Annotated in this window: 24 protein-coding genes; 7 read left to right on the top strand and 17 right to left on the bottom strand. The window is 66.0% G+C overall.

What is annotated here, in order from left to right; genetic code table 11:
- Nucleotides 1-6 precede the first annotated feature (6 nt).
- From VKI00_RS27230 to VKI00_RS27215, 4 genes are all read right to left on the bottom strand, one after another.
- Nucleotides 7-579, bottom strand: a complete 573-nt coding sequence (locus VKI00_RS27230) for a vitamin K epoxide reductase family protein (protein WP_324443770.1) — start codon at nt 577-579, stop codon at nt 7-9.
- A 71-nt stretch (nt 580-650) separates the two neighbouring features.
- A complete protein-coding gene (locus tag VKI00_RS27225) occupies nt 651-1,412 on the bottom strand; it encodes a DsbA family protein (RefSeq protein ID WP_324443784.1) in 762 nt (253 codons plus the stop codon).
- 223 nt (nt 1,413-1,635) lie between these two features.
- On the bottom strand, nt 1,636-4,926 hold the full coding sequence (locus VKI00_RS27220; protein ID WP_414687302.1) for an ATP-binding protein: 3,291 nt from the start codon (nt 4,924-4,926) through the stop codon (nt 1,636-1,638).
- A 282-nt stretch (nt 4,927-5,208) separates the two neighbouring features.
- Entirely contained in the window at nt 5,209-6,336 is a 1,128-nt protein-coding gene (locus tag VKI00_RS27215) for an alpha/beta hydrolase (RefSeq protein ID WP_324443766.1), read from the bottom strand.
- Here VKI00_RS27215 and VKI00_RS27210 point away from each other — a divergent pair.
- A complete protein-coding gene (locus tag VKI00_RS27210) occupies nt 6,335-7,177 on the top strand; it encodes an aldo/keto reductase (protein WP_324443764.1) in 843 nt (280 codons plus the stop codon). The genes VKI00_RS27215 and VKI00_RS27210 overlap by 2 nt on opposite strands.
- A gap of 6 nt (nt 7,178-7,183) precedes the next feature.
- Nucleotides 7,184-8,029 carry an aldo/keto reductase gene (locus tag VKI00_RS27205; protein WP_324443782.1) on the top strand — a complete coding sequence of 282 codons (846 nt, stop codon included), beginning with the start codon at nt 7,184-7,186 and terminating at the stop codon, nt 8,027-8,029.
- Here VKI00_RS27205 and VKI00_RS27200 read toward each other — a convergent pair.
- Genes VKI00_RS27200 through VKI00_RS27190 form a run of 3 tightly spaced genes read right to left on the bottom strand, consistent with a single transcriptional unit; the run spans nt 8,026 to nt 12,646 of the window.
- A complete protein-coding gene (locus tag VKI00_RS27200; protein ID WP_324443762.1) occupies nt 8,026-8,748 on the bottom strand; it encodes an HNH endonuclease family protein in 723 nt (240 codons plus the stop codon). The genes VKI00_RS27205 and VKI00_RS27200 overlap by 4 nt on opposite strands.
- Complete coding sequence (recG, locus tag VKI00_RS27195) at nt 8,745-10,964, bottom strand: ATP-dependent DNA helicase RecG (RefSeq protein WP_324443760.1); 2,220 nt, start codon at nt 10,962-10,964, stop codon at nt 8,745-8,747. Before recG ends, VKI00_RS27200 begins: the two co-directional genes overlap by 4 nt.
- 2 nt (nt 10,965-10,966) lie before the next feature.
- Entirely contained in the window at nt 10,967-12,646 is a 1,680-nt protein-coding gene (locus tag VKI00_RS27190) for a DAK2 domain-containing protein (protein WP_324443780.1), read from the bottom strand.
- 198 nt (nt 12,647-12,844) lie between these two features.
- On the opposite strand from VKI00_RS27190, the gene rpmB reads away from it, so the two are divergent.
- Nucleotides 12,845-13,039, top strand: a complete 195-nt coding sequence (rpmB, locus tag VKI00_RS27185) for a 50S ribosomal protein L28 (RefSeq protein ID WP_324443758.1) — start codon at nt 12,845-12,847, stop codon at nt 13,037-13,039.
- Nucleotides 13,040-13,079: 40 nt separating this feature from the next.
- Here rpmB and VKI00_RS27180 read toward each other — a convergent pair whose 3' ends face one another.
- The 3 genes from VKI00_RS27180 to VKI00_RS27170 are packed head-to-tail and all read right to left on the bottom strand — an operon-like array spanning nt 13,080 to nt 15,022.
- Nucleotides 13,080-13,763, bottom strand: a complete 684-nt coding sequence (locus VKI00_RS27180) for a uracil-DNA glycosylase (RefSeq protein ID WP_324443756.1) — start codon at nt 13,761-13,763, stop codon at nt 13,080-13,082.
- Nucleotides 13,760-14,050, bottom strand: a complete 291-nt coding sequence (locus VKI00_RS27175) for a DUF1330 domain-containing protein (RefSeq protein WP_324443754.1) — start codon at nt 14,048-14,050, stop codon at nt 13,760-13,762. The genes VKI00_RS27180 and VKI00_RS27175 overlap by 4 nt, the downstream gene beginning before the upstream one ends.
- A gap of 9 nt (nt 14,051-14,059) precedes the next feature.
- Entirely contained in the window at nt 14,060-15,022 is a 963-nt protein-coding gene (locus tag VKI00_RS27170; protein WP_324443753.1) for a thiamine-phosphate kinase, read from the bottom strand.
- A gap of 67 nt (nt 15,023-15,089) precedes the next feature.
- On the opposite strand from VKI00_RS27170, the gene VKI00_RS27165 reads away from it, so the two are divergent.
- Nucleotides 15,090-15,617 (top strand): DUF3515 domain-containing protein, encoded by a 528-nt coding sequence (locus VKI00_RS27165; protein WP_324443751.1) that lies wholly within the window; start codon nt 15,090-15,092, stop codon nt 15,615-15,617.
- A 107-nt stretch (nt 15,618-15,724) separates the two neighbouring features.
- Here VKI00_RS27165 and VKI00_RS27160 read toward each other — a convergent pair whose 3' ends face one another.
- The 4 genes from VKI00_RS27160 to VKI00_RS27145 form a co-directional block, all read right to left on the bottom strand.
- On the bottom strand, nt 15,725-16,858 hold the full coding sequence (locus VKI00_RS27160; protein WP_324443749.1) for a D-alanine--D-alanine ligase family protein: 1,134 nt from the start codon (nt 16,856-16,858) through the stop codon (nt 15,725-15,727).
- Between the two features lie 77 nt (nt 16,859-16,935).
- Nucleotides 16,936-17,937: an NAD(P)H-dependent glycerol-3-phosphate dehydrogenase gene (locus tag VKI00_RS27155; protein WP_324443747.1), complete on the bottom strand. Its 1,002-nt coding sequence runs from the start codon at nt 17,935-17,937 to the stop codon at nt 16,936-16,938.
- Nucleotides 17,938-18,168: 231 nt separating this feature from the next.
- Nucleotides 18,169-18,960 carry a transposase gene (locus VKI00_RS27150; RefSeq protein WP_324443745.1) on the bottom strand — a complete coding sequence of 264 codons (792 nt, stop codon included), beginning with the start codon at nt 18,958-18,960 and terminating at the stop codon, nt 18,169-18,171.
- Nucleotides 18,961-19,353 carry a helix-turn-helix domain-containing protein gene (locus VKI00_RS27145; RefSeq protein ID WP_324443744.1) on the bottom strand — a complete coding sequence of 131 codons (393 nt, stop codon included), beginning with the start codon at nt 19,351-19,353 and terminating at the stop codon, nt 18,961-18,963.
- Between the two features lie 98 nt (nt 19,354-19,451).
- Between VKI00_RS27145 and cofC the strand changes: the two genes are divergently transcribed.
- The 3 genes from cofC to VKI00_RS27130 all read left to right on the top strand — a co-directional run bounded on the left by cofC (nt 19,452) and on the right by VKI00_RS27130 (nt 23,416).
- Nucleotides 19,452-20,108 (top strand): 2-phospho-L-lactate guanylyltransferase, encoded by a 657-nt coding sequence (gene cofC / locus VKI00_RS27140; protein WP_324443743.1) that lies wholly within the window; start codon nt 19,452-19,454, stop codon nt 20,106-20,108.
- A 70-nt stretch (nt 20,109-20,178) separates the two neighbouring features.
- A complete protein-coding gene (locus VKI00_RS27135) occupies nt 20,179-22,413 on the top strand; it encodes an RNA degradosome polyphosphate kinase (protein WP_324443742.1) in 2,235 nt (744 codons plus the stop codon).
- A 100-nt stretch (nt 22,414-22,513) separates the two neighbouring features.
- Nucleotides 22,514-23,416 (top strand): bifunctional NUDIX hydrolase/histidine phosphatase family protein, encoded by a 903-nt coding sequence (locus VKI00_RS27130; RefSeq protein WP_324443741.1) that lies wholly within the window; start codon nt 22,514-22,516, stop codon nt 23,414-23,416.
- 72 nt (nt 23,417-23,488) lie between these two features.
- Here the strand turns inward: VKI00_RS27130 and VKI00_RS27125 are convergent, their stop codons facing one another.
- The 3 genes from VKI00_RS27125 to VKI00_RS27115 form a co-directional block, all read right to left on the bottom strand.
- Nucleotides 23,489-24,097 (bottom strand): HU family DNA-binding protein, encoded by a 609-nt coding sequence (locus tag VKI00_RS27125; protein WP_324443740.1) that lies wholly within the window; start codon nt 24,095-24,097, stop codon nt 23,489-23,491.
- Between the two features lie 211 nt (nt 24,098-24,308).
- Nucleotides 24,309-24,905 (bottom strand): 3-isopropylmalate dehydratase small subunit, encoded by a 597-nt coding sequence (leuD, locus tag VKI00_RS27120; RefSeq protein WP_324443739.1) that lies wholly within the window; start codon nt 24,903-24,905, stop codon nt 24,309-24,311.
- Nucleotides 24,906-24,921: 16 nt separating this feature from the next.
- Nucleotides 24,922-25,927: 3-isopropylmalate dehydratase large subunit (locus VKI00_RS27115; RefSeq protein ID WP_324443738.1), on the bottom strand; the 1,006-nt coding region annotated here is incomplete at its 5' end.

The following is a 25,927-nucleotide window of genomic DNA, read 5'->3' as shown; positions in this document are numbered from 1 at the left end:
GACCGTTTATAGAAGCGTCGACCAGTAGTCCCAGAACCGGGCCAGAATCAGCAGAAAGACCGCGGTAAACCAGAGCGCGGCGATCGACCAACGCCAACGGTGGAGCTCGCGCATCACTGCGCTGCTATAGCTTCCACCGGCCGGTTGGAAGGCGATCGTGCTGACCACCACCAGCAGCGAGATGGTGGCCACCCACACCACCATGCAATACGGGCACAGCGCACCGATCCGGTAGAGACTTTGAAAGATCAGCCAGTGCACGAACGCGGCGCCGACCAGCGTCCCGGCAACTATTCCGACCCAATACCACCGCGGCAACGGAACTTTCGCCACCGCCAGGACGCCGGTGACCGTGACAACGCTGAACGCGGCGATACCGATCAGCGGGTTGGGGAACCCGAGCACCGAGGCCTGCGGCGTCGTCATCACGGAACCGCACGACACGATCGGGTTGATGTTGCACGACGGCACGTACGACGAGTTGAGCAGGAGCTTGATCTTCTCCACCGCCAGTGTCGCCGACGCGATCAGCCCGATCACACCGGCGATCAGCACCCACCATGCGCTGGTCGACGGCACCGTCGGCGCAGGACGGGATGGGGAAGCCGAATCCTCAACCGGCCCGCCAGTTTGCGCTGACGCCGCGATGGTCACGACGCCGCTGGGGTCGCAGCCGTGTCGAGGCCCGGGACATCCCCGACGATCTCTTTGATCTTGGCCACCAACGCGTCGGGCGTCGACCATTGGTATTCCTGGCCGTTGATCTTGATCGTCGGAGTGGCGTGAATGCCGGTGGCCGCGGCCAGGCCGTCCACCATCTTTGTGTACTTGCCGGCCTTGATGCAGTCGGGAACCTTGCCCACCACGCCGGCCTCGCGCGCATACTCGGTCAGCTTCGCGTTGTCAGGAAAGGTGGTGCCGGTCTCCAACGGTTGGATTTCCTTGGTGTACAGCGCGGTGTGGAATCGGCGGAACGCGTCCACCGACTCGTCGGCGACGCAGTAGGCCGCGTTGCCGGCGCGTGAGGAGTATTCGTCGTTCTGCGGTCTGCTGAGCAGCCCCACCATGTAGTAGTCGGCGGCGATGGCGCCAGCGTCGATCAGCTTCGACACCGTCGGCCCGAACCCTCGCTCGAAGTTGCCGCAAGCCGGGCAGAGGAAATCCTCGTAGAACGTCACGACCGCCTTGGGTTTGCCGTCTTGGGTGACCAGCTTGCTCGACGTCACCCGCACCGACCGCTCAGCACCGGCGGTCTTCTCGTTGTGCGAGATCACGATGTACCCGACCAGGACGACGGCGAACAACATCACGATCGCGGTGAGTCCGATCCTGACCAGCATGTCGCGTCTGCGTCCGGCGGCGTTCAGGTCGTAGCTGGCTGGGCGTTTCGGTTTGTCGGCTTTGGCGCCCATGGGCTGGCTCACGCTCCGTCGTGTGATAGTCGGCTGAGTCCAACCGCGGCGCGGTCGGCGATAGCGTCTAAGCGTACCGGCGTGGTAGCTCCGCCCGGCGACGATGCGGGCCGGTAGGCCCGAGGAGGGGCGGGCAATCGAACTCATCAGACGCGACTGAGGTGACTCGGTCGTGGCGACAGCGCTACCGCCGCCAGCGGAAACAAGCTGGCGAAGCTGGGGGTCAGCGACGCCGTCTCGGCGCGATCGACCATCGAATAAGCCTGTCCCACATGGGCTTTTGGGACATTTTCGTCGAAGTAGACAATATTCGGCCTGCGCCTGCCGCCGCCGCGCGGACAGTCCACGAATCGGACATCGCCATATGCCCCAGCCGGCCAAGCTTTGTGGCCATGGCGCGGTGTTGCCGGCTGAGTTTGCGGTAGGCGGCCTCGTCGCCGCGCGCACCGGCCAGCAGCACGCGCAGCCGCAGCACCCAGATCTTGAGGTCCGGCAAGTCGACTGGGGCGGCGGCCAACCGGTCGATCGCGGCATCGGCTTCCCGCAGGTCGGCCTCGCCGCCGCGGGCCAGCAGCGTCTCCACAAACACGCGGGTGGGAGTGATGCACCAGGCGAACTGTCCCGCCTCGAACAGGTCGGCCACGGCTGCCCGCATTGTCGGGATGGCACCATCGAGGTCTCCGCGTCGGCCGTGCTCCCAGGCGATGTAGGCGTCGATGAACGGTACCTCGGAAAGGGTCCAGTGCCCGTGCAGGCACATGTCGCGAAGTTGGGTGAGCACCGCCAGTCCGCGCTCACGGTCTGCTGGGGAGTCGCGGTGTAGCAGCGCGAGGCCCAGCGCGTATCGGGCGTGGCCCAGTGCGAAATCGTCAGCGGATCGTTCGGCGATCTGCAGCGCCTCTTCAATGAGCTCCAGCGCGGCGTCGTCGGCCAGCAGCGCCCCAACACATATCCCTGTTGCGTATGTGAAGGCGATGACCATGGCATGGGTCGTCGGGTCCGTCTCGCGGGACATGGCGGCGGCGACGGGGAGGGCAGGCAAAATCTCTGCCAGTGGGCGGCCCATGGACGCTCCGCCAAGCGCGCGCGTGGCGTGGGCGAACGCCAGCGGAGATCCCATGATGAAGTTGCCTTTGGTGGGGTCGCCGTCGGCCAGCTCGATGACGGTTTGTGACCAGCGCAGCACGTCGGTGTGTTCGCCGGTCTCGAGCTTGACGAGTGTCGGCATGCACGAGAGCCCGACCGTCATGGTCGGATCGGCGATCGCCTCGACCAGGGCCATGAGTTCGGATGCCAGCGCCGAGGCGTCCGGCACGCGGGCATGAACCCAGTGGTCCATCACCTGCCCGGCCATGCCCATCGCCAACGATGCCTTGTCGCTGGCGAGCGTGCTCAGTTCACGTAGCTCCTCAAACTGCGTCAGGGAGTCTGTCGCATGGACTCGGTAAGCGGTGCCACACAGCAGGGTGCGCGGGGCGATACGCATCTCGGTGCGCGCCGGATCGTCGGGGGCCAACGCGTCGGCGATCTCGCTCGCGCGCTCCCAACTCAGCCGTGCCGCGGCCACATCGCGGTGCGTCGACCACGCGCCGGCACGCATATGCCAGCGATAGGCGAGCTGCACATCGCCGGCCGCCTCCAGGTTCTCGGCGATCATCGCCGCGTTCTCCTCGACCGATCCCGGATCGCCCGCCTCGATGGCCGCGGCCAGGCGCCGGTGCAGCTTCGCACGGTCCGATTTCAGTTGGGATTCGTAAGCCACCGCGCGGATCAACGGATGCCGGAATGCGTATTCGGCGCGCGGGGTGAACCGCACCTGATCAATCAACTCCGCATCGACCAGCGCCTCCAGCGCCGGATCGACCCCCAGGCTAATCAGCAGATCCGGGCCGAACTGTGACCCGATCACCGCCGCGGCGCTCAGCGTCTGTTTGGCCCCCGGCTCGAGGCGATCGATGCGCGCGGCGATGACCGCCTGCACGGTGACCGGCACGCTGAACTCGGCCACATCGGCGCGGCACCGGTAGCCCCCGCGCTGGCCCTCGAGCACACCGCGTTCGGCAAGCTCGTGCACCATCTCCTGCGCGAAAAACGGGTTACCGGCGGTCCGTTCGGTGATCAGCGCGGCAACCGCGCCCACCGAGGGATCGGGGCCTAACAGCTCACCGACCAACGCCGAGGTGTCCGCATCACCTAGTGGTGTGAGCGCCACCGTCTGCGCACCGGGCACCTGGGCGAGCGCCCCGTGGTAGTGCGGGCGGTAGGTGATCAGCGCCATCGCCGGGGTGTGCGGGATCACCTTCAAGAACCCGGCCAGCATGGATTCGCTCACCGCGTCGATCCAGTGCGCGTCTTCGAGGATGTAGAGCACCGGATCTGTGCGCGCCAGCGACACCGCGTTGATCAGCGCGGTCAACCGCCGCCCCCGCGCGGCCGGGTCGATGGGCGGCAGCTCGGTGTGCGGGTCACGAATGCCCAACAGGTCATCCAGCAACACCAGATCCTGCGGGTCGACCCCGTCGGGAACCTGGGCGCGCAGCCGTGCCCGCGCGGCCTCACCGTCCAGATCGCTGATCCCGCCGATGGCCCGCAGCAGCCGCGCCACCACATGAAACGAGATGTCACCGGCATGCGACTCACAAAAGGTCGAAAGCACCTCGACACCACGGCCGCGCGCGATCGCGGCTGTCTCGTGAACCAGCCGGCTCTTGCCGATGCCCGCCGCTCCCGCCACACACACGACACACCCCTGGCCAGCGCCCGCCCGATCCAACATGCCTGTGATGGTGGTCATTTCCCATTGCCGTCCCACCAACGTGGTGTCAAAGCGACCGATCTCCCCTTGCTGCGACGCCACCCCCAGCAGGCGACGGGCCGGCACCGGGTTATCGGCGCCCTTGATCTGGACCATCTCCGGCTCGCCCAGCACCGCGGCGCGCTCGACCAGCCGTGCGCTGGACTCGCTGAGCATGACCCCGCCGGGTGGGGCGACGGATTCCATGCGCTGCGCCATCCCCACCTGCACGCCAACCGAGGTGTAACCCAAAGAACCCGAACCGATCTCACCGGCGATGACCTGGCCCGAGTTGAGGCCAATGCGCAATTGCAGGTCCACACTGTCGCGACGTTCGACCTCGGCGGCCAGGCGCTTGACCTCCTCCTGGATTCCCAGCGCCACCAAACATGCCCGAAGCGCATGATCCTCCAACGCCGCCGGTGCGCCGAACACCGCCATGATCCCGTCGCCGGTGAACTTGTCGACCATTCCGCCATAGCGCTGCACAACCGCAGCCGAACCGTTGACCAGCTCGGTCATGACCTCGCGATACCGCTCCACACCCAGCGCCGCGGCGATATCCATTGACTTAACAACGTCGGCGAACAGCACGGTCACCTGCTTGAACTCAGCCGATTGCGTAGGAGGCGCAGATGCGGCGGCGTCCGCCCGTTCGCTGCCGACCGTTGGGACGTCCTCGGCGGGTGACCCCGCCGGGGTGTCGCTCACATCAGCCATAATCCTTCGTCCAGCCAGACCTGGAACCCAGCCCGCTGAACATCGCTACCCATGGATCTGACAGCGCTGCATCGTGTCGCGAGTAACCGATGAACAACTTCATCGCACGGGCAAACTCCTTGAACCGCCCCGGCATGTCCGGTCACTTTGCTGCTGAGCTCCCGACCTGACTATCCGACTGCGTTTGAGCGTAGTAGTCGGCCCTCAACAAAGTCGTGTAACCGGACAGCAGTGCCGTCGCTATTGCCAGAGCAGTTCGGCGACGACGCAGGGTAGTCGAGCTCAGACGCGGCTGAGGTGAGCGCGCAACGCCGAAATCAACTCGGTGGTGGCGACTGCACTGCCACCGCCGAGTTGGAACAAGTTGGCGAAGGCATGAGTCATTGACCCCATCGAGCGCAAGTCGACGGGCGTGCCGGCATCGCGCAGCGCCGCGGCGTATCGATCGCCTTCGTCGCGCAGCGGGTCGAAGCCTGCCGTCGCGATCAGCGCGGGCGGTAAGCCGGCCAGCGACTCGGCGAGCAACGGCGACATCCGCGGATCTGTCGGCTCGATATCCGAGTCGCCGAGATATTGGGTCTCGAACCACTCGATATCGTGCTTGGTCAGAAAAAAGCCTTCGGCGAACAGGCTCAGCGATCGGGTCTTGGCGGTGAAGTCGGTCCGCGGATAGATGAGCCACTGCAGCGCGGGCAGAGGACCCGGAGGGTCCTGGGTGGCCCTGTCGTCGCGTGCCAGCTGCGAAACCACGGCCGCCAGGTTGCCGCCGGCGCTGTCTCCGCCGACGGCGACCTTGCCGGGGATCGCCCCCAGGTCGCCGGCGTGTTCGTGGGCCCACCGAAATGCCGCATAGGCGTCGTCGACCGCGGCCGGTGCCGGGTGCTCAGGTGCCAGCCGGTAATCGATCGACAGCACGTGGACGTCGGCGTCGCGGCAGGTCAACCGACACAGCGCATCATGGGTATCCAGGTCGCCGATCGTCCAGCCGCCGCCGTGGTAGAAGACCAGCAACGGTGTCGGCTCGGCGGTCGCCGGCCGGTAGTGCCGAGCCGGGATTTCGCCGGCAGGTCCAGGTATCGAGAGGTCGCTGACGCCGACGTGAACCTGCGGACCCGCGAAGGCCAGCGCTATCTCTCGCGCCTGGCTCCGGGAGGCAACGAGGTCCTCGTCCACGACCAAGCCGTTGACGCCGACAGCTCGCTGCGCGGACAGCATCAGCTGCAACGTCGGATCCAGCGTATTGCCGTCGATCGTCACCGAGCGTCCCCCCGCAAGCAGCCGCTTGGCGCGGGTCGGCACCCACGGAAGGACCTTGAAACCGACGTTGGTAGCGACGCTCTGCAGCCGACCTGCCCAGCCGCTCAGCGCTTTGACTTGCACGTCCGGCGCTCCTGGCAGACTTCGTGTCATGGCTGGCCCCTTTAGTCCCTCTATCCCACTGAACGACGGTAATTGCGTTCCTGCGGTCGGATTCGGCGTATTCAAGATCCCACCCGCGGACACCGAGCAGGCGGTGGGCACCGCGCTACGCACCGGTTACCGCCATATCGACACCGCGGCGATGTATGGCAACGAACGCGAAACCGGCCGCGCAGTTGCGGAGTCCGGCGTGCCCAGAGACGAACTCTACTTGGTGACCAAGTTGTGGAACGCCGACCAGGGCTACGACACCACACTGGCGGCCTTCGACGCCAGCATGGATCGACTGGGGATCGAGTACCTGGACCTATATCTGGTGCACTGGCCGCTGCCGCAGCGAAACAAGTTCGTCGACACCTTCAAGGCGTTCGCTCACCTGCGCGATCAGGGCCGGATCCGGTCCATCGGGGTGAGCAATTTCGAACCCGAGCACCTCAGTGTCCTCATTGATGCCACCGGGATTGTTCCGGCGGTCAACCAGGTCGAGCTGCATCCACGGCTGCCGCAGACCGAATTGCGAGAGGTCCACGCCCGGCTGGGCATCGCCACCGAGGCCTGGGGACCGCTCGGGCGAGGATCGTTGCTGACCGATCCGATCGTCACCCGGGTCGCCGAAAGCTGCGGTCGAACACCCGCCCAGGCTCTGATTCGCTGGCATATTCAGCTCGGTAATATCGTGATCCCCAAGTCGGTGAACCCCAAGCGGATTGCGAGCAACTTCGACGTGTTCGATTTCGAACTCAGCAGCAACGACATGGCGTCAATCTCTTCGCTCGACGACGGCAACCGGCTCGGTCCTGATCCACGAACCTTCGACTTCACAGGCAGGTGAATGACCTTGACCGGCGAGTCGGGCGCCTCGGTCCCCTCAATAGCACTCAATGACGAGAACACGATGCCGTCGCTTGGCCTCGGTGTTGCCGAATTGTCCGACGACGAGACCGAGCGAGCGGTCTCGGCGGCACTGGAGATCGGTTATCGGCTGATCGATACCGCTTCGGTATACGGCAACGAAGCCGCGGTCGGCCGCGCTATCGCGGCGTCCGGGATTCCCCGCGCGGAGTTGTTCATCACCACCAAGCTGGCCAATGCCGACCAGGGCATCACCTCCACCCAGGCGGCCTGCAAGGCCAGCGTCGAGCGGCTCGGCCTGGACTACGTCGACCTGTATCTGATCCATTGGCCGGCGCCGCAGTTGGGCATGTACGTGGACAGCTTCGGCGGCCTGATCCAGTTACGCGGCGACGGCTACGCGCGCTCAATAGGCGTGTGTAACTTCACCGAGGAACACCTGGAGACGGTCATCGACCTGACCTTCGTCACCCCCGCGGTCAACCAGATCGAGTTGCACCCGCTGCTCAATCAGGCTGAGCTGCGCGCGGCCAACGCCGCCCACAACGTGGTCACCGAGGCTTACAGCCCGCTGGCGGTTGGCAGGTTGCTGGACAGCCCGACGGTTGCGTTCATCGCTGCCGAATACAGCCGCACCCCCGCACAGGTCCTGATCCGGTGGAGCCTGCAGTTGGGCAACGTGGTGATTCCGCGATCGGCCAAACCCGAGCGCATCGCCAACAACATCGACGTCTTCGATTTCGAGTTGGCCGCCGAACACATGAACGCGCTCAACGGGCTCAATGACGGCACCCGAGTGCGCGAAGATCCGCTGACCTACACCGGGATCTAGCCGGGCGGTCCGACCGGGCAGGTGGCCGTGGCGTGCCGCAGCACGTCCCCTGAAGCCCGATCGATGGGAAGCGCGTAGCCACGCGACACCGCGATGTATTGCATGGCGTACTGACACCAGAACGCATTGTTAGGCGGCATCCACAGGGCAGCCTGGGAGTCAGCCTTGTCCTCGTTCGCCTTTCCGGACACCGCCAGCAGGTTGGCCGGATCGTTGGCGAAGCGCACCCGTTCGGCGATCGGCCAGTCGTAGGCGCCCATGTCCCAGGCCAGCGCCAGCGGCACGATGTGGTCGATCTCCACTGACGCCCCGATCCCGGCACCACGCCGGAAGTTGATGGTGGCGTTGGTGTACGGGTCGTGCAGGATGCCGGTTTCGACAGCGTCGGGGCAGCGTTTGATCCACACATACGTCTTGTCGACGAGGTCGCGGGTGAGAACATCGTCACGGGTGTCGCATCCGTTGTGTCCTCCGGGCGCATCGGTGTCGTCGGTCCAGGCGTCGCCATACGCTGCACGGCGGTAGTCGTAGCGATGGATCCTGGCCGGCACCAACACGATTCCGCTCAGCACGTCGACACCGGGCCGCACGGCCGGAACGTCGGCTCGCGCAGCGAACTCGCGGGCGCGATCGCCCGCAGATGTGGTTATCACCTGATAGGCGACCAGCACCGCGAGCATCGCGATCGCCGACAGCCACCACAACGTCTTGCGGGTCATGACTTGTCCAGATATTCGATGCGCTCGCTGCCGGTGAATGGTGCTGCCAGTAGCGCTAATCCGGGATTGGCGGCCTCGTCGTCGTAGACCTGTTCGCAGAAGTCCCGGGCTGCCTCGATGATGTGCTGGTGGTCGATCAGCGACAGCAGTTGCAGCGTGATCGCACGGCCGGACTGGCTGCGGCCCAGCACATCTCCTTCACGGCGCTCCCTGAGATCCAGGTCAGCCAGAGCGAACCCGTCGAGGGTCCCGGCGACGGCATTGAGTCGCCGGCCTGCGCGGGAACCCGGCGCCACCCAGCTCGCCAGTAGGCACAGGCTCGCGTGCGCGCCCCGGCCGATGCGGCCCCGCAACTGGTGTAACTGGCTGATGCCGAACCGGTCGGCGTCCATAACCAGCATCACGGTCGCGTTGGGGACGTCGACGCCGACCTCGATGACGGTGGTGCACACCAGCACATCGATGTCGCCGGCGCGAAACGCCGTCATCGCAGCGTCCTTCTCGTCGGCGGGCAGCCGCCCATGCATGAGTCCCAGCCGCAGGCCGGCCAGCTGGTCACTGCGCAGATGGGCGAACAGCTCTTCGGCTGTCGCCGAAGGCCTTGCATCCTTGTCGGTCTGGCCGCCGTTGTCGGACTCGTCGATCCGCGGTGCCACGACGTAGGCCTGACGCCCGGCGGCCACCTCCTCGATGATGCGTCGCCAGGCCCGGTCCAGCCATGCCGGCTTGTCTTTGACGAAGATGGCGGTGGTAGTGATCGGCTGCCGACCGCGGGGAAGCTCCCGCAGCGTCGACGTCTCCAGGTCGCCGTAGACGGTGAGCGCCACCGTCCGCGGTATCGGTGTCGCGGTCATCACCAGCAGGTGCGGCGTGATTCCGGCAGGAGCCTTGGCCCGCAACTGGTCTCGCTGCTCGACACCGAACCGGTGCTGCTCGTCGACGACAACCATGCCGAGCTGGTGGAATTCCACCGCGTCCTGCAGCAGTGCGTGCGTGCCGACGACGATGCCGACCTGGCCGCTGGTGATCTCGCCGCGAACTTGTTTCTTCTGCGCAGCCGACATCGATCCGGTGAGCAGCGCCACTCGGGTGGCGTTGTCAGCGCCGCCGAGCTGCCCGGCCATCGCCAGCGGCCCAAGCACGTCGTTGATCGACTGGAGATGTTGTGCAGCGAGGACTTCCGTTGGTGCCAACAGCGCGCACTGGTATCCGGCATCGACCATCTGCAACATCGCCAGCACCGCGACGATCGTCTTGCCCGACCCCACCTCACCTTGCAGCAGCCGGTTCATCGGGCGGGTCGAACCGATCTCGGCGGTAAGCACCTCCAGCACCTCACGCTGGCCGGCGGTGAGATCGAATGGCAAGCGGTGCAGGAGTTCATGCTTGAGACCGTCCGAACGCACCGACGCCGCCGGGCCGGACTGAGCCAGTTCGCCGTGCCGGCGACTCACCAGCGCCCACTGCAGCCCGACGGCCTCGTCGAAGGCCAAACGTTCGCGGGCCCGACGCCGGTCGGCGCTATCTTCGGCCAAGTGGATGGCGCGCAGCGCCTCGTCTTCGGAGACCAGATTGTGCTTGGCGCACAGTTCTTTTGGCAACGGATCGGCCACCGGGTCGAGGACTTCGAGCACTTGGCGCACGCAGTTGAAGATGTCCCAGCTCTGCAACTTGGTACTGGCCGGATAGATCGGGTAGAAGCGGCGTTCGAAGGCCTCCTGCAACACCTCCCCGCTGACAGCCTGCGAGGCGTCGGCGATGTTGCGCAGCGACCGGCTGCCCCGGTTTACGCCGTCCGTAGAGTCGAGGATAAGAAAGGCCGGATGCGTCAATTGCATTGCGCCCCGGAAGAATCCAACCTCTCCGGATAGCATCACTCTGGTGCCCTTGGTCAGCCCTTTCTTGAGGTAGCGAGGGTTGAAGAACGTGGCGGTGACCTTGCTGCGCCCGGAGCCGAGCGTGACGATCAATATCCTGTCCCTCGGGCGATTTCTGATCGGCCGCTCAACCACACCGGTGATCTCGTCGACGAGCGTGACGTGCTCGCCTTCGGCCGGCCGCTCGTCGTCCGCGCCGCGCATGCTTGCGCCCTCGACATAGTTGCGTGGATAGTGGCGGAGCAGGTCGTCGACGGTGCGGATACCGAACACCTCGTCGAGCGGGTTCGCGGCCTTCGCGCCAAGGATGTAATCGAGGCGGTCGCTCAGCGCCACCATGGCTACTCGACCCCGATCAGCAGCGCGTCGCCACGGTGCCCGGTGTGGTAGGTCATCAGCTCGGTACCCGGGTGACGGTCGTGAACGTGGGCTTGCAGGCGGTCGCTTACCTCGGCGGCGTCGACATGCCCGTCGAGGTCGGCGCCGAGCAGCACCGTCACCAGCTCACCGCCGGCAGCCAGCAGCAAATCAATCAACCCGATCGCCGCCGACGCGACGTCGGCGGCCACGATCAACACCTCGTCGCCCGCGATGCCCAACCCGTTGCCGGGTTCACAGGTGCCGGCCCAGGTCAACGCCGTTTCGGTGGCGATGCGCACCGACCCGTGCTTGGCGGCGCCGGCGGCGCGGGCCATCGTGAACCCGTCGTCGACGGCCTGCCGGCCGGGTTCGTGTACCGCGAGCGCGGCCAGGCCCTGCACCATCGATCCGGTCGGTAGCGGCACCACATCGATCCCCCACCCGATCGCGGCGGTGCAGCCGGCCACGAGTTCTTCGGCGGCCAGGTAGCCGTTGGGCAACACCATCACCTGCGCGGCTTCGGTGTCCACCACGGCTCGCAACAGCTGCTGGGCGCTGATCGCCGTGGTCGGGTCGGCGACATGTGGGCCGGGACGCAGCACGCAGGCTCCCTCGCCGGCGAACAACTCCGCCGCGCCGTCGCCGTCGACGACGGCCAACACCGCGCGCTCCCGCGTCCAACTGCCGGGCGGCAGCCCGCTGGCAGCACCGGTCAGGGCCGAGATCTGGATCCGCCGCGGATTGCCGAACGCCAGGCCGGCCTCGACCGCCGCGCCGGCGTCGTCGGTGTGGACATGGACCGAGTAACCGCCGACCACGCCGGAGCTCGCGATAGCCACCGACTCACCGAGCTCATCGAGCCGCTCGCGCAGCAAATCAGCGCACTCGCTGTCGCATCCGCCCAGCAGGTACATCACCTCGAATTGCGGCGCGGGGGGTTGCGGGGCGGATTCCGCGGCTTCCCGGCGCGGTGAGGGCTCGTACAGCGTGCGGTTGGGCGCCTGGCCGGTGATCGTCGAGCGCAACGCGTCCAGGAGGACCAGCAGGCCTCGCCCGCCGGCGTCGACCACCCCGGCGTCGCCGAGGACGTCCAGCTGCTCGGGCGTCTTCTCCAGCGCCACCACCGCGGCGTCGCCCGCGGCCGTGATCGCTGCGACAACCCCCTCCCCGGTGTTCTGCTCGACGGCATCGGCGGCTGCCCGCAACACCGAGACGATCGTCCCGGGGACCTCCTGGCCGCCCATCGAGGCGACAACCAGATCCACGCCGCGACGCAACGCCGCGCCGAGCAACGCCGCGTCGATGACGTGCAGTTCGGCACCGGATTCTTCGGCGGCGCTCGCGGTGACGTCGGCGATGCCACGCAGAATCTGCGAAAGGATCACCCCGGAGTTGCCGCGCGCGCCGTTCAAAGCGCCCCCTGATAGGGCGGCGGCCACCCGGACGACGTCGCGGGGACGGGTCTGCGAACTGGCAACCGTGTTGGCCTCGGCCAGCGCCGAGCGCATGGTGAACAGCATGTTGATGCCGGTGTCGGAATCGGCGACCGGGAACACGTTCAGCCGATTTATCTCGTCGATGTGCGTGATCAGGTCACCGACGGCGCTATGCGCCCAGTCGCGCAGGGCGGACGCGTCCAGTGGGCGATCCGGCTTGGCCAACCCCGACCCCACCTAAGCCACCTCCTCACGCCGCCGTCAGTGGGCGCCAGCCTATCTACTGAGCCCGACAGCACAGGTCACATAGCGCACGACGCGTGTTAGTCGTTTTGGCGGTTCCGCCCGGCGGCGGCTATTCTGGCCAGGTCGTCGGGCCACCCGTCTGTGGTTGTTGGCCCCAGAGGTTCGAGGAGTTTATGTATGGCTGCCGTCTGCGATATCTGCGGGAAGGGCCCCGGCTTCGGCAAGTCGGTGTCGCACTCCCATCGCCGGACCAGCCGTCGGTGGGATCCCAACATCCAGAGCGTGCGTGTTGCCACCCGCCCCGGTGGCAACAAGCACCGCATCAACGTCTGCACGTCGTGCATCAAGGCCGGTAAGGTCACCCGCGGCTAGCGGGCCAACCGCCCAGCAAACAAGAGGGCGCTGAGACGGTTTACGGCAGTCGCCAGTCGATCGGCTCACTGCCTATCTCAGTGAGCAGTTCGTTGGCGCGGCTGAACGGACGCGAGCCGAAAAATCCCCGCGACGCCGACAGCGGCGAAGGATGCGGTGATTCGATCGAGACACAGTCGCTGCCCGCCAGCATCGGCTTCAGCGTCGAGGCGTCGCGGCCCCACAAAATCGCCACCATCGGCTGCCGGCGATCGACCAGAGCGCGAATCGCACACTCGGTGACGGCCTCCCAGCCCTTGCCGCGGTGCGACGCCGGATTACCCGGCCGAACGGTGAGCACGCGGTTGAGCAGCAGCACCCCACGCTCTGCCCACGGCGTGAGGTCGCCACAGGAGGGTGCCGAATAGCCCAAGTCGCTGGCATATTCGGCGAAGATATTCTCCAGACTTCGCGGCAGCGGACGCACCGCTTCGGCCACCGAGAAGCTCAAGCCGACAGCATGCCCGGGCGTCGGATACGGGTCCTGGCCGACGATCAGCACCCGCACCTGGTCGAACGGAAAGGTGAAGGCGCGCAAGACATTCGGCCCCGCCGGCAGGTAGCCTCGGCCGGCAGCGATCTCCTCGCGCAGAAATTGGCCCATCTTGGCCACTTGTTCGCCGACGGGCTCCAATGCGGCCGCCCAACCGTCGTCAACCAGTTCGCGCAGCGGCCGGGCGGTCACGCCAGCCCCTTCGCCAACAACACCACAGTGTCCGCACCCGCACGGCGATCCCGCGAAATCTCTTGGTAATCAGGAGATTCCGACCACAGCCGGAATGCCGCCTCGTCGGGAAACGACATCAGTACCACCTTATCCAGATCCCACTTGCCCTCGACCAGCTGTGGGGACTCATCGGCGGCCAGTAACGTTCCGCGGTGGCGACGGAAGACATCCATGAATCGGACCTGGTACCGGTCGTAGGCGGCGCGGTCGGTGAACCGCAACTGAGCAATGGCGTAGACGGTCACCGGGTCACCCTACTGACTGAAGGACTGCCAGCCGGCGTATCCGTGCCACTCTGCGCCGTCAACGAGCACCCGCGCCGGCCCGTCGAGCACGTACCCGATCACCCGCCACCCCGCGGGAACCGGGCCGGCGAATGCCGCGACCAGGGCATGGTCCTCTCCCCCGCCGAGCACCCACGTCCACGCGTGGACCCCAGCGGCTTCGGCCGCACCCAGCAGCGCGTCGCGATCGGCGCTCAGCGCTTCGGTGCTCAGGTCGATGCCCACCCCGGACGCCTCGGCCAGGTGCCGCAGGTCGCCGACCAGACCGTCGGAGATGTCGATCATCGCCTGGGCGCCGGCCTCGGCGGCCGCGCGCCCCTCTCCGTACGGCGGTTGCGGGACGAGGTGACGACGCCGCAAGTCGTCGAACCCCGCAATACCGTTGTGCCACAGTGCATGCCCGGCCGCTGAGTAGCCCAGCTGGCCGGCGACGGCGATCCGCGAGCCGGGTCGCGCCCCGGACCGCAGCACCGGCGGTCGGCCGGCCAGATCGCCCAGCACGGTCATCGACACCACCCACACCGGGCTGCTGACCAGGTCTCCGCCGACGATGCCGGCGCCGATCCGGCCGGCCTCGTCCCACATCCCGTCTGCCAGCGCGCTGACCTGTGCGGTTGACGTTTCGGGCGGTGCGCCGAAGCCGACGACGAACGCGGTGGCCCGTCCGCCCATCGCTTCGATGTCGGCGGCGTTCTGCGCGACGGCCTTACGGCCGACATCGTGCGGTGTCGACCAGTCCAGCCGGAAGTGGCGACCCTCGACGAGCATGTCCGTCGACGCCAGGACGCGGCCGTCACCGGCAAGCACCACAGCGGCGTCGTCACCCGGTCCGAGAGCGACCGTGTCCGGCTGGCGCCGACCCCGAATCAGTCCTTCGATCACACCGAATTCACCAACGTCGCCAAGCGTGGGATCAGACTCGCCGCCGCCCACATCACCTCCGGTAGGTTCTTGTCCGCTGACTTCGGGAGTGTAGGCGCGACGAGGAGAAGGTGAGCCAATGGTCGAGTCGGACGGGCCGCCGCGGGGGGTGCTGATCGCCGCACTGGTACTGGCGGTCGGTGTGGTCGGCGTCGTCCTGGCGATCGCGGCGACCCGCCACCCGCCGCTCCCACCGGTGGCAATCCCGAGCGTCCCGGCTCCCCATGCGCAGGATTCGGCCTGCCGGACGCTACTGGAAGCGCTCCCGCAGCGACTCGGCGACTATCAGCGGGCTCCCACCGCGCAGCCGACGCCACCCGCCACCGCCGCGTGGCGGACCGCAAGCGATAGCGATCCGGTGGTGCTGCGGTGCGGCCTGGACCGTCCGACCGACTTCGTGGTCGGTTCGCCGATCCAGCTCGTTGACCGGGTGCAGTGGTTTGAGGCCCGCCAAGGTGATCGATCCACCTGGTACACGGTCGACCGAGCGGTCTATGTGGCGCTCACCCTGCCGTCGGGGTCTGGCCCGACGCCGATCCAGCAACTCTCCGACCTAATCGACCACACCATGCCCGCGGTGCCGATCAACCCGTCGCCGCCGAGCTGATTGGCCGACTTCTCCTCGGGCCGCTACGCGGCCGGCATCGTCGTCGCCGAGCTGATTGGCCGACTTCTCCTCGGGCCGCTACGCGGCCCGCATCGTCGTCGGCCGGGTTAGCGCAGACCCGTCCCGCGCGCGAGCGCCGTTTCAACCATGGTCGCCACCAGGGTTCGATAATCCACGCCGCTGGCGGCCCACATCCGCGGATACATCGAGATGGTTGTGAATCCGGGCATTGTGTTGACCTCGTTGATGATTGGGCCGTCATCGGTGAGGAAGAAGTCGACCCGGGCCAGGCCCTGGCAGTCGATCGCCCTGAACGCCCGGATCGCCAATTCCCGCACCGCGTCGCTCACCTCGTCGTCGACCTTGGCGGGCACGTCGAGTTCGGCGGCGTCGTCGAGGTATTTGGTCGCGAAGTCGTAGAACGAGTCTTCACGTCCGCGCACGCCGGCCACCCGGATCTCCCCGACAGTGCTGGCTTGCACTGTGCCGTCGGGGAATTCGAGTACACCGCACTCCAATTCGCGACCCACAACCGCGGCCTCGACAATTACCTTCGGATCGTGCTGGCGCGCATGGACGACGGCCTCGGGCAGCTCGTCCCAGCCGGTCACCCTGCTGACGCCGATCGACGAGCCGCCGCGTGCGGGTTTGACGAAGACCGGTAGTCCAAGCCGTTCGCGCCGCCCGGTGTCCAGCGTGGGCTGCGACGGCCGCAGCACCTCATAGGCACCGACCGGAAGTCCTTCGGCGACAAGCAGTTTCTTTGTGAACTCCTTGTCCATCCCGGCGGCGCTGGCCAACACCCCGGCACCGACGTAGGGCACGCCGGCGAGTTCGAGCAGACCCTGAATCGTGCCGTCTTCGCCGTAGGGGCCGTGCAAGACCGGAAAGACCACGTCGACGGATGCCAGTACCTCAGCCCCACCGGGCGACAGTGACACCAGCTGACCGGCCCGCCGCGGATCGGCGGCCAGAGCCAGCTCGGTGCCCGATTCGGAGCTCACCCCCGGCAGCTGCCGATTGGTGATCGCCAGCGCGTCGGGGTTCCCGTCGGTCAGGACCCACGAGCCATCCGGGGTGATGCCGACCGCGACCACGTCGAAACGCTGCGGATCGAGATTGCGCAAAATGCTGCCCGCCGAGACACAGGAGATGGCGTGCTCGTTGCTGCGTCCGCCGAACACGACGGCGACGCGGACGCGGCCGCGATCGGTCGTCTCGGCGGGGAAGCGGTCCCTCACAACCTAGAGAGGCTACCTTCTGGGTGCTGCGGTGCTGGTTACCACGAGGTTAGCTCCGCCCTTAACCGTGGCCAGGGTCATTCCGGCTTGGTGCGGCGTCCCAACAGCAGTGCCATCGCCTGGTCCACCGACAACCCCTTATGACAGACCCGGTGTACCGCGTCGGTCAGTGGCATCTCGACGTCGTAACTCGAGGCCAGCGCCAGCACCGACTCGCATGACGTCACCCCCTCGACAACGTGGCCGCCGCGCGCCTGCAGCGCCGCCTCCATCGTCTGGCCCCGCCCCAGGGATTCGCCGAAGGTGCGGTTGCGCGAGCGGGGCGAGGTGCAGGTGGCCACCAGATCGCCGACCCCGGCCAACCCCGCCAGGGTTGTGCCTTTGGCCCCGACCGCGATCCCGAGCCGCATGATCTCCGCCAGGCCGCGGGTGATGATCGCCGCCGCGGTGTTTTCGCCCAGGCCCACCCCGGCCGCCATCCCGCAAGCCAGCGCGATGACGTTTTTGCAGGCACCGCCGATCTCGGTGCCGATCACGTCGGCGTTGGTGTACGGGCGGAAGAATCCGGTGTTCAACATGCGCTGCAGGGCAACGGCACGACCGGAATCGCTGCAGGCGATCACGGTAGCCGCGGGTTGCCCCGCGACGATCTCGCTGGCCAAGTTCGGCCCGGAGATCACCGCGACCTGCGACGGGTCGATGCCGGTCACGTCGACAATGACCTGGCTCATCCGCATCAGAGTCTCCAACTCGATGCCCTTGGCCGTGCTGACCAGGGTCGCACCTTCGCCGAACAGACTCTTCCACTGTTCGACATTGGCCCGCATCGTCTGCGCCGGCACGGCCAGCAGCACCGTCGTCACCCCGCTCAGCGCTTCTTCCGCGTCGCCGGTGGCACGGACACCCGGCGGCAACTCAACGCCAGGCGAGTAGTCGGGGTTGTGACGGCTGTCGTTGATTTCGTCGGCGAGGTCGGATCGCCGGGCCCACAGGGTGACGTCGCCGCCAGCGTCGGCGAGCAATTTGGCCAGCGCCGTACCCCATGCGCCGGCCCCCATCACCGCTGTCGCGCTGGCCATCGTGTGCCTTCGTCCCCGTCTCGTCGAATTGTCGGCGCTCAACCGTAGCCCAGCGACGATGCCGACCGCCCGGCGATCTGAGGAGAAGCTGGGCAACCAGGTCGAGCGCAGCCGCCTGAGAGGCCATGGACCGCGAGAACGCCATACACATGCACAAAGAAAAAAACTGGCAGGATGGCTTTTTGACGTCCTCCCCCGGCTGAAGCCGACGGATTTCAACCCACCCACTACCTATGTGGCAGGAGAGCTGAGTTGAGGTTCACGGTTCGCAGACCTGCTGGTGCCGAGGTCTCCCCGTGCTGTCACCGTCCGTCCGGCGGCGATGTTGCGTGCAGCGTTCACGTCGGCGTTGCACGGTCCCGTGTTGCACGCTTCGCACTCGAAAACCGCTTGGCTCTTGCGGTTTTCGGGTGCGACGTGCCCGCACGCGGAACATCGTTGCGACGTGTACGCGGCCGGGATCCGCTCGACCCGACCGTAAGCCTTGTGCTGCAAACGTGCGGCGAGCAGCCCCCAACAGCTTGCGTTGATAGCCCGGTTCAGTCCACGCTTTTGAGCAACGCGCACACCCGGTTGCGCCACTGTTCCCCGCACGCTACGGGTCATCACTCGCACGTCGAGGGCCTCGATCCGGATCGTATCGAAGCGCCGCGCAACGTCAGTAGTGGCCTTTTCGACCCAGTCATTGCGTCGGTCGACCTCACGCGCTTTCAGCTTTGCGATCGCCAGCCTCGTGCGGGCTCGCCGGCTCGAGCCGCGCTTGGCGCGTGCGAGCCGCTGCTGCAGCACCTTCAACCGCTTAGCCTCACCACGGCTCAGACCGGGGACGTGCAGCAGTTCACCGGTCGACAAGGCCGCCGACACGACAACACCACGGTCGATACCCACCACGCCGCCGTCACCCGGACCGGCGATGGGACTAGGGATATGCGCGAACCCGATATGCCAGCGGCCAGCCCGATCGCGGGTGACCCGGTAGGACTTCACGCCCTCGGGGACCGGCCGCGACAGGCGGAATCGCACTCAACCCACCTTAGGCACCCATACCCCACCAAACCGGCAGTTCAGGCGCTGGACGTGATGCGGTTTCACCCCAACCTGCCGAAATCCCTCATGCACACCGGCTTTGCGCCAGGTCGGGCGGCGGTGCGTCCCGGTGAGAAAGTTGCGCATGGCCTGGGCGAAGTCCCGCAACGCTTGCTGCTGCACGGTCTGCGAGCCAGACGCCAGCCAGTCATGCTCGGCGCGGGCCGCGGTCAACTGAGCACACTGCTCGCTATAGCCAGGCGCATGACGTCCGGGCTGCCAGTGCTGTTGCTGCTCAACGGCCAGGTTCCACACGTATCGGGCGTGGCGACAATGCTCGGCCAGGATGGCCGCCTGCTCAGCAGTAGCAATCAGCCGATGTCGCGACACCCTGGCAACGTAGCCACGCCCACCGACAACTTAACGAAAGGAGACGCGGCGTTTCCTCCCCTGGCCCAAGCCGAGGGCCAACATGCCGCAAGTCACCGATGAGCGGGCGAGCCGACGCCGGAGGCGATGTCGGTTTGATTGTCGCCGTCAAGCGACTGGCCGCCGCCAAGACCAGGCTGGCGCCGGTGTTTTCCGCACAAACGCGGGAGAACGTGGTGCTGGCCATGCTGGTCGATACCCTCACCGCCGCGGCACGTGTCGGGTCCGTGGGCCGCATCACCGTCATCACGCCCGACGACGCCGCGGCAGCCGCGGCGCGCCAACTCGGCGCCGAGGTGCTGTTCGATCCCACGCCCCAAGGCCATCCCGACCCGCTCAACAACGCGATCTCGGAAGCCGAGCAGGTGGTGGTCCAATCAGTGTCCAATATTGTTGTGCTGCAAGGTGATCTGCCGGCATTACAGACGCAGGAGCTTGCCGAGGCGATCGCCGCGGCACGACACCACGAGCGTAGTTTCGTTGCCGACCGGCTGGGCACGGGTACCGCGGCGCTGTGTGCGTTCGGTGCCGCGCTCGACCCGCGGTTCGGGCCGGATTCTTCTGCGCGGCATCGACGTTCGGGAGCGATCGAGCTCACCGGGGCGTGGCCTGGATTGCGTTGCGATATCGACACACCCAACGACTTGGCGGTCGCGCGCCGGCTCGGGATCGGGCCGGCAACGGCGCGGGCCGTCGGCACCGCCGTGCGCCGCTAGCGTAACGACGGGTAAACGGCTCCTCAACGGCGAATGGATGTCAGCTCGTGGGTAGCAGCACCGTCCACCGATGGGGAATGATCACAAGGTGACCGAAATCGAAGCCCGCGAGGGCAGCGAAGCAACAGTTACGACCAGCTCAGCCGAGCAGCGGCCCGACGGGCCCGGGTGGCAAGCGGACGGCACAGCACCCGCCTCACCGCCCGCCGCCACAGCAGCAGCCCTACTAGAGGACGAGCTTCCGGAGCACCGCTACCTCAACCGCGAACTGAGCTGGCTGGACTTCAACGCGCGGGTATTGGCGCTGGCCGCCGACACCTCGCTGCCGTTGCTGGAGCGGGCGAAGTTTCTGGCGATCTTCGCCTCCAACCTCGACGAGTTCTACATGGTTCGCGTCGCCGGGCTGAAGCGGCGCGACGAGATGGGTTTATCGGTGCGCTCCGCGGACGGTCTGACCCCGCGTGAGCAGCTGCGCCGCATCGGCGAGCAAACCCAGCAGATCGCCACCCGACACGCACGGGTGTTCCTCGACTCGGTGGAGCCCGGGTTGGCCGAGCAAGGCATTCACATCGTCACTTGGGCCGATCTGGACCAGGCCGAACGCAACCAGCTGCAGACGTACTTCAACGAGCAGGTCTTCCCCGTCCTGACTCCGCTCGCCGTCGATCCCGCTCACCCGTTCCCCTTCGTCAGCGGCCTCAGTCTGAACCTCGCCGTCACGGTCAAGAAGCCAGAGGAAGGCGGTCAGCATTTCGCTCGAGTCAAGGTGCCCGACAACGTCGATCGCTTCGTTGAGCTCGACGTTAAGGAAGGCGCAGACGGATCGGCCGGGAAGGCGGAAGTTCGCTTTCTCCCCACGGAGGAACTGATCGCAGCCTTCTTGCCGGCGCTGTTCCCGGGCATGGAGATCGTCGAACACCACGCGTTCCGCATTACTCGCAACGCGGATTTCGAGGTCGACGAGGATCGTGACGAGGATCTGCTGCAGGCACTCGAGCGCGAACTGGCCCGTCGACGGTTCGGATCACCGGTACGCCTCGAGGTGGCCGACGACATGACCGAGCACATGTTGGAGTTGCTGCTGCGGGAGCTCGATGTGCATCCCGGCGACGTCGTCCAAGTGCCGGGACTACTTGATCTCTCCTCGCTGTGGCAGATCTACGGCGTCGACCGACCGGCACTGAAGGATCCCGCGTTCGTTCCGGACACCCCCCCGGAATTCGCCGACCGGGAAACGCCGAAGAGCATTTTCGCGACGCTGCGCGAGGGTGACGTGTTGGTTCACCACCCCTACGACTCGTTCTCCACTAGCACGCAACGCTTTATCGAGTTGGCCGCGGCCGACCCCAATGTCCTGGCGATCAAACAGACGCTGTATCGCACCTCGGGCGATTCACCGATCGTGCGCGCCCTCATCGAAGCCGCCGCGGCCGGAAAGCAAGTAGTAGCACTGGTCGAAATCAAGGCGCGATTCGACGAACAGGCAAACATCCATTGGGCCCGCGCGCTGGAGCAGGCCGGAGTCCATGTGGCCTACGGCCTCGTCGGCCTGAAAACGCATTGCAAGACTTGCTTGGTGGTGCGCCGCGAAGGCTCCGCGATCCGGCGTTACTGCCATATCGGGACCGGTAACTACAACAGCAAGACCGCCCGGCTCTACGAGGACCTCGGCCTGCTGACCGCCAATCCCGACATCGGCGCCGATCTGACCGATCTGTTCAACACGCTGACGGGCTATTCGCGTAAGTTCTCCTACCGCAATCTGTTGGTCGCACCGCACAGCATCCGCGCCGGAATCATCGAGCGCGTCAACCGGGAGATCGCCGCGCATCAGGAAACCGGTAACGGGCACATCCAACTCAAGATGAACTCCCTTGTCGACGAACAGGTCATCGACGCGCTCTACCGTGCGTCGCAAGCCGGGGTGCGGGTGGAGATCGTGGTGCGCGGAATCTGTGCACTGCGCCCCGGTGTCGAGGGATTCTCCGAAAACATCACCGTGCGCTCGATTCTCGGCCAATTCCTGGAGCACTCGCGGATCTTCCACTTCGGCTTGATCGACGAATTCTGGATCGGCAGTGCCGACATGATGCACCGCAATCTCGATCGGCGGGTCGAGGTGTTGGTTCAAGTCAAGGACCCCCGACTGACCGCACAACTCAAAGACATCTTCGCATCAGCTCTGGACCCCGCCACGCGCTGCTGGGAATTGGGGCCCGAAGGGCAGTGGACCGCGATGCCGCAAGCCGGCCACAAGGTTCGCGACCACCAGGTGTCGCTGATGGACCAACACAGGAGCGCCTGAGGCCACCTGTACCATGGCCAGGATGTCCATCAGGCGCGAAGGTCCGAATTGACTTGCAGGGGTTACGGTGCCGACCCGAGCCTGGTCGGATGACCCGGGTGTGAGCGGGAAAGTCGTTTGGGCCGCGGGCACGGTGCTCTGGCGCCCCTGCGCCAGCGAATCGGTCGAGGTGGCCGTCATCCACCGTCCCCGCTACGACGACTGGTCATTGCCCAAGGGCAAAATGGATCCCGGTGAAACGGAACCGGTGACCGCGGTCCGAGAAGTTTTCGAGGAGACCGGTCATAGTGCACAACTTGGCCGCCGGCTTTACAACGTGAGTTATCCGGTCGACCAGGGTGTCAAACGGGTTCGCTACTGGGCGGCGCGCAGCCTGGGCGGAGAATTCACCCCCGGTCGGGAAGTCGATGAGCTGATCTGGCTGCCGACCTCCGACGCGATCAAGAAAGTGTCCTACACGCACGATCGAAAGGTCTTGCGCCGGTTCGCCAAATTCCCGGCGGACACCCAGACCGTGCTCGTGGTCCGGCACGGCACCGCCGGCAGCAAGTCCCGGTTCTCCGGCGACGACAAGATGCGACCGTTGGACAAGAAGGGCCGTGCGCAGGCCGAGGCACTCGTAGGGCAGCTATCGGCCTTCGGCCCCACCGATGTCTATGCCGCCGATCGCGTGCGCTGCCACCAGACAGTGGAACCGCTGGCCGAGGAGCTAGGCGTCGTCATCGGCGATGAGCCGACGCTGACCGAGGAGGCGTACGCCGACAACCCTAAACGCGGTCGACGGCGGGTTCTGCAGATCGCCGGCTCGCACAGCACACCGGTGATCTGCACGCAGGGCAAGGTGATTCCGGACCTGATCACGTGGTGGTGTGAACGCGACGGGATACTTCCGGACAAGTCCCGCAACCGCAAGGGCAGTACGTGGGTGCTGTCGCTGGCGGACGGCCGTCTGCTGGCAGCCGACCACATCGGCAGTGCGCTGGCCGCCAACGTCGTGACCTAGCACGCAGATTCGCCGCGGGCGCCTCGAGAGAGCCGGCCCCGCGGCGAATCTATGTGTTGAACTGGTTAGCGCCTACCGGCGGCCGCGACGGGCCGTGGCCTTCTTGGCCGGAGCCTTCTTGGCAGCGCTCTTCTTCGCCGGTGCCTTGCGCGCGGGAGCCTTCTTCACGGCTTTGGTGACCCGCTTCGCCACCGCCTTTGTAGCCTTGACGGCTTTCTTGGCCGGCGCCCGCTTGGCGGCCGCCTTCTTAGCCGGAGCCTTCTTGGCGGCGACCTTCTTGGCCGGAGCCTTCTTCGCAACGGTCTTCTTTGCGGCCTTCTTCGCCGGCGACTTCTTTGCCACCTTCTTGACACCGCCCGCTACGACGCCTCGCTTCACTGCTGGTCCTTCCGCTGGGAGGCGCTGTGCGCCAGAGACAACCGCTTTGAATTGTGCGCCCGGCCGGAACGCCGGCACGGACGTTGGCTTGACCTTCACCGTTTCGCCGGTGCGAGGATTACGGGCCACACGTGCCGCGCGACGGCGCTGTTCGAACACACCGAAGCCGGTAATGGTGACGCTGTCGCCCTTGTGCACGGCCCGCACAATAGTGTCGACGACATTCTCGACGGCGGCTGTTGCCGACCGACGGTCTGAGCCCAATTTCTCAGTGAGCACATCAATGAGCTCTGCCTTGTTCATGCATATCCTCCGCTTGCTCGCGGTCCACTTTGGACCGACTAGAGGACACGGTAAACCCTGAGGTGCCTGATTTCCAAGAGCCACGCGCAATTTCAGTCGGTTCTGGCGAACTTTTTAGGAATCCGGTTGCAGCGCATAGTCAGTGGCTTGGAACGGTTCGAGCCGTCAAATACGGCACTGGGGCGCCCTAAATTCGGGCCCAATCGAGCCGTCAGGAAGTGGGCAATGTCTGCGGTTTCCAAGTCGGCCGCTCCGACTCGAAAAGCTCAATCTCGTCACGTTTCCGCAGCGTAAGGGCTATGTCGTCGAGTCCCTCCAACAAACGCCAGGCGGTGTAGTCGTCAATCTTGAACGGCACCACCACCGTTCCTGCGGCCACATTCCGATCTTGAAGATTGACAGTGATTTCCAACCCGGGGCTGCCCTCGATGAGCTTCCAGAGCAGTTCCACATCGTCTTGGACAACTTCGGCAGCCAACAACCCCGCCTTCCCCGCATTGCCCCGAAAAATGTCGCCGAAGCGGGACGAGATCACTACCCGGAATCCATAGTCCATAAGCGCCCAGACCGCATGCTCCCGAGAGGATCCGGTGCCGAAATCGGGTCCGGCGACCAGTACCGAACCCCTGTCAAACGGACTCAGATTGAGCACAAAAGACGGATCGGTCCGCCAAGCCGCGAACAAACCATCCTCGAAACCCGTTCGGGTCACCCGCTTCAAATAGACCGCCGGAATGATCTGATCCGTGTCGACATTGGACCGCCGCAGCGGCACTCCGATACCCGTGTGAGTGTGAAAAGCGTCCATTACGGTTCTCCCTCAGTTAGTTCAAGTCGGCCGGGGCGGAGAGCTTCCCGCGCACCGCGGTGGCAGCGGCGACGGCAGGCGACACCAAGTGGGTACGGCCACCCTTGCCCTGGCGTCCCTCGAAATTGCGGTTTGACGTTGCCGCGCAGCGCTCCCCCGGCGCCAGCTGGTCCGGATTCATCCCGAGACACATCGAGCACCCAGCCTGCCGCCACTCGGCACCCGCAGCCGTGAAGATTTCGCCCAACCCTTCTTTTTCGGCCTGCGCCCGTACCCGCATCGATCCCGGCACAACCAGCATCCGCACCCCGTCGGCCACTTTGCGGCCTCGCAACACGTCGGCTACCACGCGCAAATCCTCGATGCGGCCGTTGGTACACGACCCGACAAACACGGCATCCACCGCGATGTCGCGCATCGGGATTCCGGGTCGAAGGTCCATGTACGCCAGCGCCTTCTCGGCGGTCTGGCGCTCGTTGTCATCGGTCATCAGCTCGGGATCAGGCACCGCGGCTCCCAATGGCACTCCCTGCCCCGGATTTGTCCCCCAAGTGACGAACGGCGTCAACGAAGCGGCATCCAAATACACCTCGGTGTCAAACTCGGCGCCTTCGTCGGTAGCCAGCCGATCCCAATAATCCAGCGCCGCATCCCACTGCGCGCCGGTCGGGGAATGCGGGCGTCCACGCAAGAATTCGTAGGTGGTCGCATCGGGTGTAACCATCCCCGCCCGGGCCCCGGCCTCGATACTCATGTTGCAGATCGTCATCCGGGCCTCCATCGAGAGCGATTCGATGGCGCTGCCGCGATATTCGATGACATGGCCCTGGCCTCCGCCGGTGCCGATCTTGGCGATCACCGCAAGGATGATGTCCTTAGCTGTCACTCCGGCGGGCAGCTCCCCGTCGACGTTGACCGCCATCGTCTTGAACGGCCGCAGCGGAAGCGTCTGAGTGGCCAGCACGTGCTCGACCTCGGAAGTGCCGATTCCCATTGCCAATGCACCGAATGCGCCGTGGGTA

This window comes from Mycobacterium sp. (genome assembly GCF_035314665.1).
Classification (GTDB): Bacteria; Actinomycetota; Actinomycetes; order Mycobacteriales; family Mycobacteriaceae; genus Mycobacterium.
Note: the sequence above shows the minus strand (reverse complement) of the source record. Positions and strands in the feature narration are given on the sequence as shown.

Excerpts from the sequence above, each read along its gene's own strand:
- VKI00_RS27225 (WP_324443784.1), bottom strand. The coding sequence starts at position 1,412 with ATGGGCGCCAAAGCCGACAAACCGAAACGCCCAGCCAGCTACGACCTG.
- VKI00_RS27220 (WP_414687302.1), bottom strand. The coding sequence starts at position 4,926 with ATGGCTGATGTGAGCGACACCCCGGCGGGGTCACCCGCCGAGGACGTC.
- VKI00_RS27210 (WP_324443764.1), top strand. The coding sequence starts at position 6,335 with ATGGCTGGCCCCTTTAGTCCCTCTATCCCACTGAACGACGGTAATTGC.
- VKI00_RS27215 (WP_324443766.1), bottom strand. The coding sequence starts at position 6,336 with ATGACACGAAGTCTGCCAGGAGCGCCGGACGTGCAAGTCAAAGCGCTG.
- VKI00_RS27200 (WP_324443762.1), bottom strand. The coding sequence starts at position 8,748 with ATGACCCGCAAGACGTTGTGGTGGCTGTCGGCGATCGCGATGCTCGCG.
- recG (WP_324443760.1), bottom strand. The coding sequence starts at position 10,964 with ATGGTGGCGCTGAGCGACCGCCTCGATTACATCCTTGGCGCGAAGGCC.
- rpmB (WP_324443758.1), top strand. The coding sequence starts at position 12,845 with ATGGCTGCCGTCTGCGATATCTGCGGGAAGGGCCCCGGCTTCGGCAAG.
- VKI00_RS27165 (WP_324443751.1), top strand. The coding sequence starts at position 15,090 with ATGGTCGAGTCGGACGGGCCGCCGCGGGGGGTGCTGATCGCCGCACTG.
- VKI00_RS27155 (WP_324443747.1), bottom strand. The coding sequence starts at position 17,937 with ATGGCCAGCGCGACAGCGGTGATGGGGGCCGGCGCATGGGGTACGGCG.
- cofC (WP_324443743.1), top strand. The coding sequence starts at position 19,452 with ATGAGCGGGCGAGCCGACGCCGGAGGCGATGTCGGTTTGATTGTCGCC.
- VKI00_RS27135 (WP_324443742.1), top strand. The coding sequence starts at position 20,179 with ATGGGGAATGATCACAAGGTGACCGAAATCGAAGCCCGCGAGGGCAGC.
- VKI00_RS27125 (WP_324443740.1), bottom strand. The coding sequence starts at position 24,097 with ATGAACAAGGCAGAGCTCATTGATGTGCTCACTGAGAAATTGGGCTCA.
- leuD (WP_324443739.1), bottom strand. The coding sequence starts at position 24,905 with ATGGACGCTTTTCACACTCACACGGGTATCGGAGTGCCGCTGCGGCGG.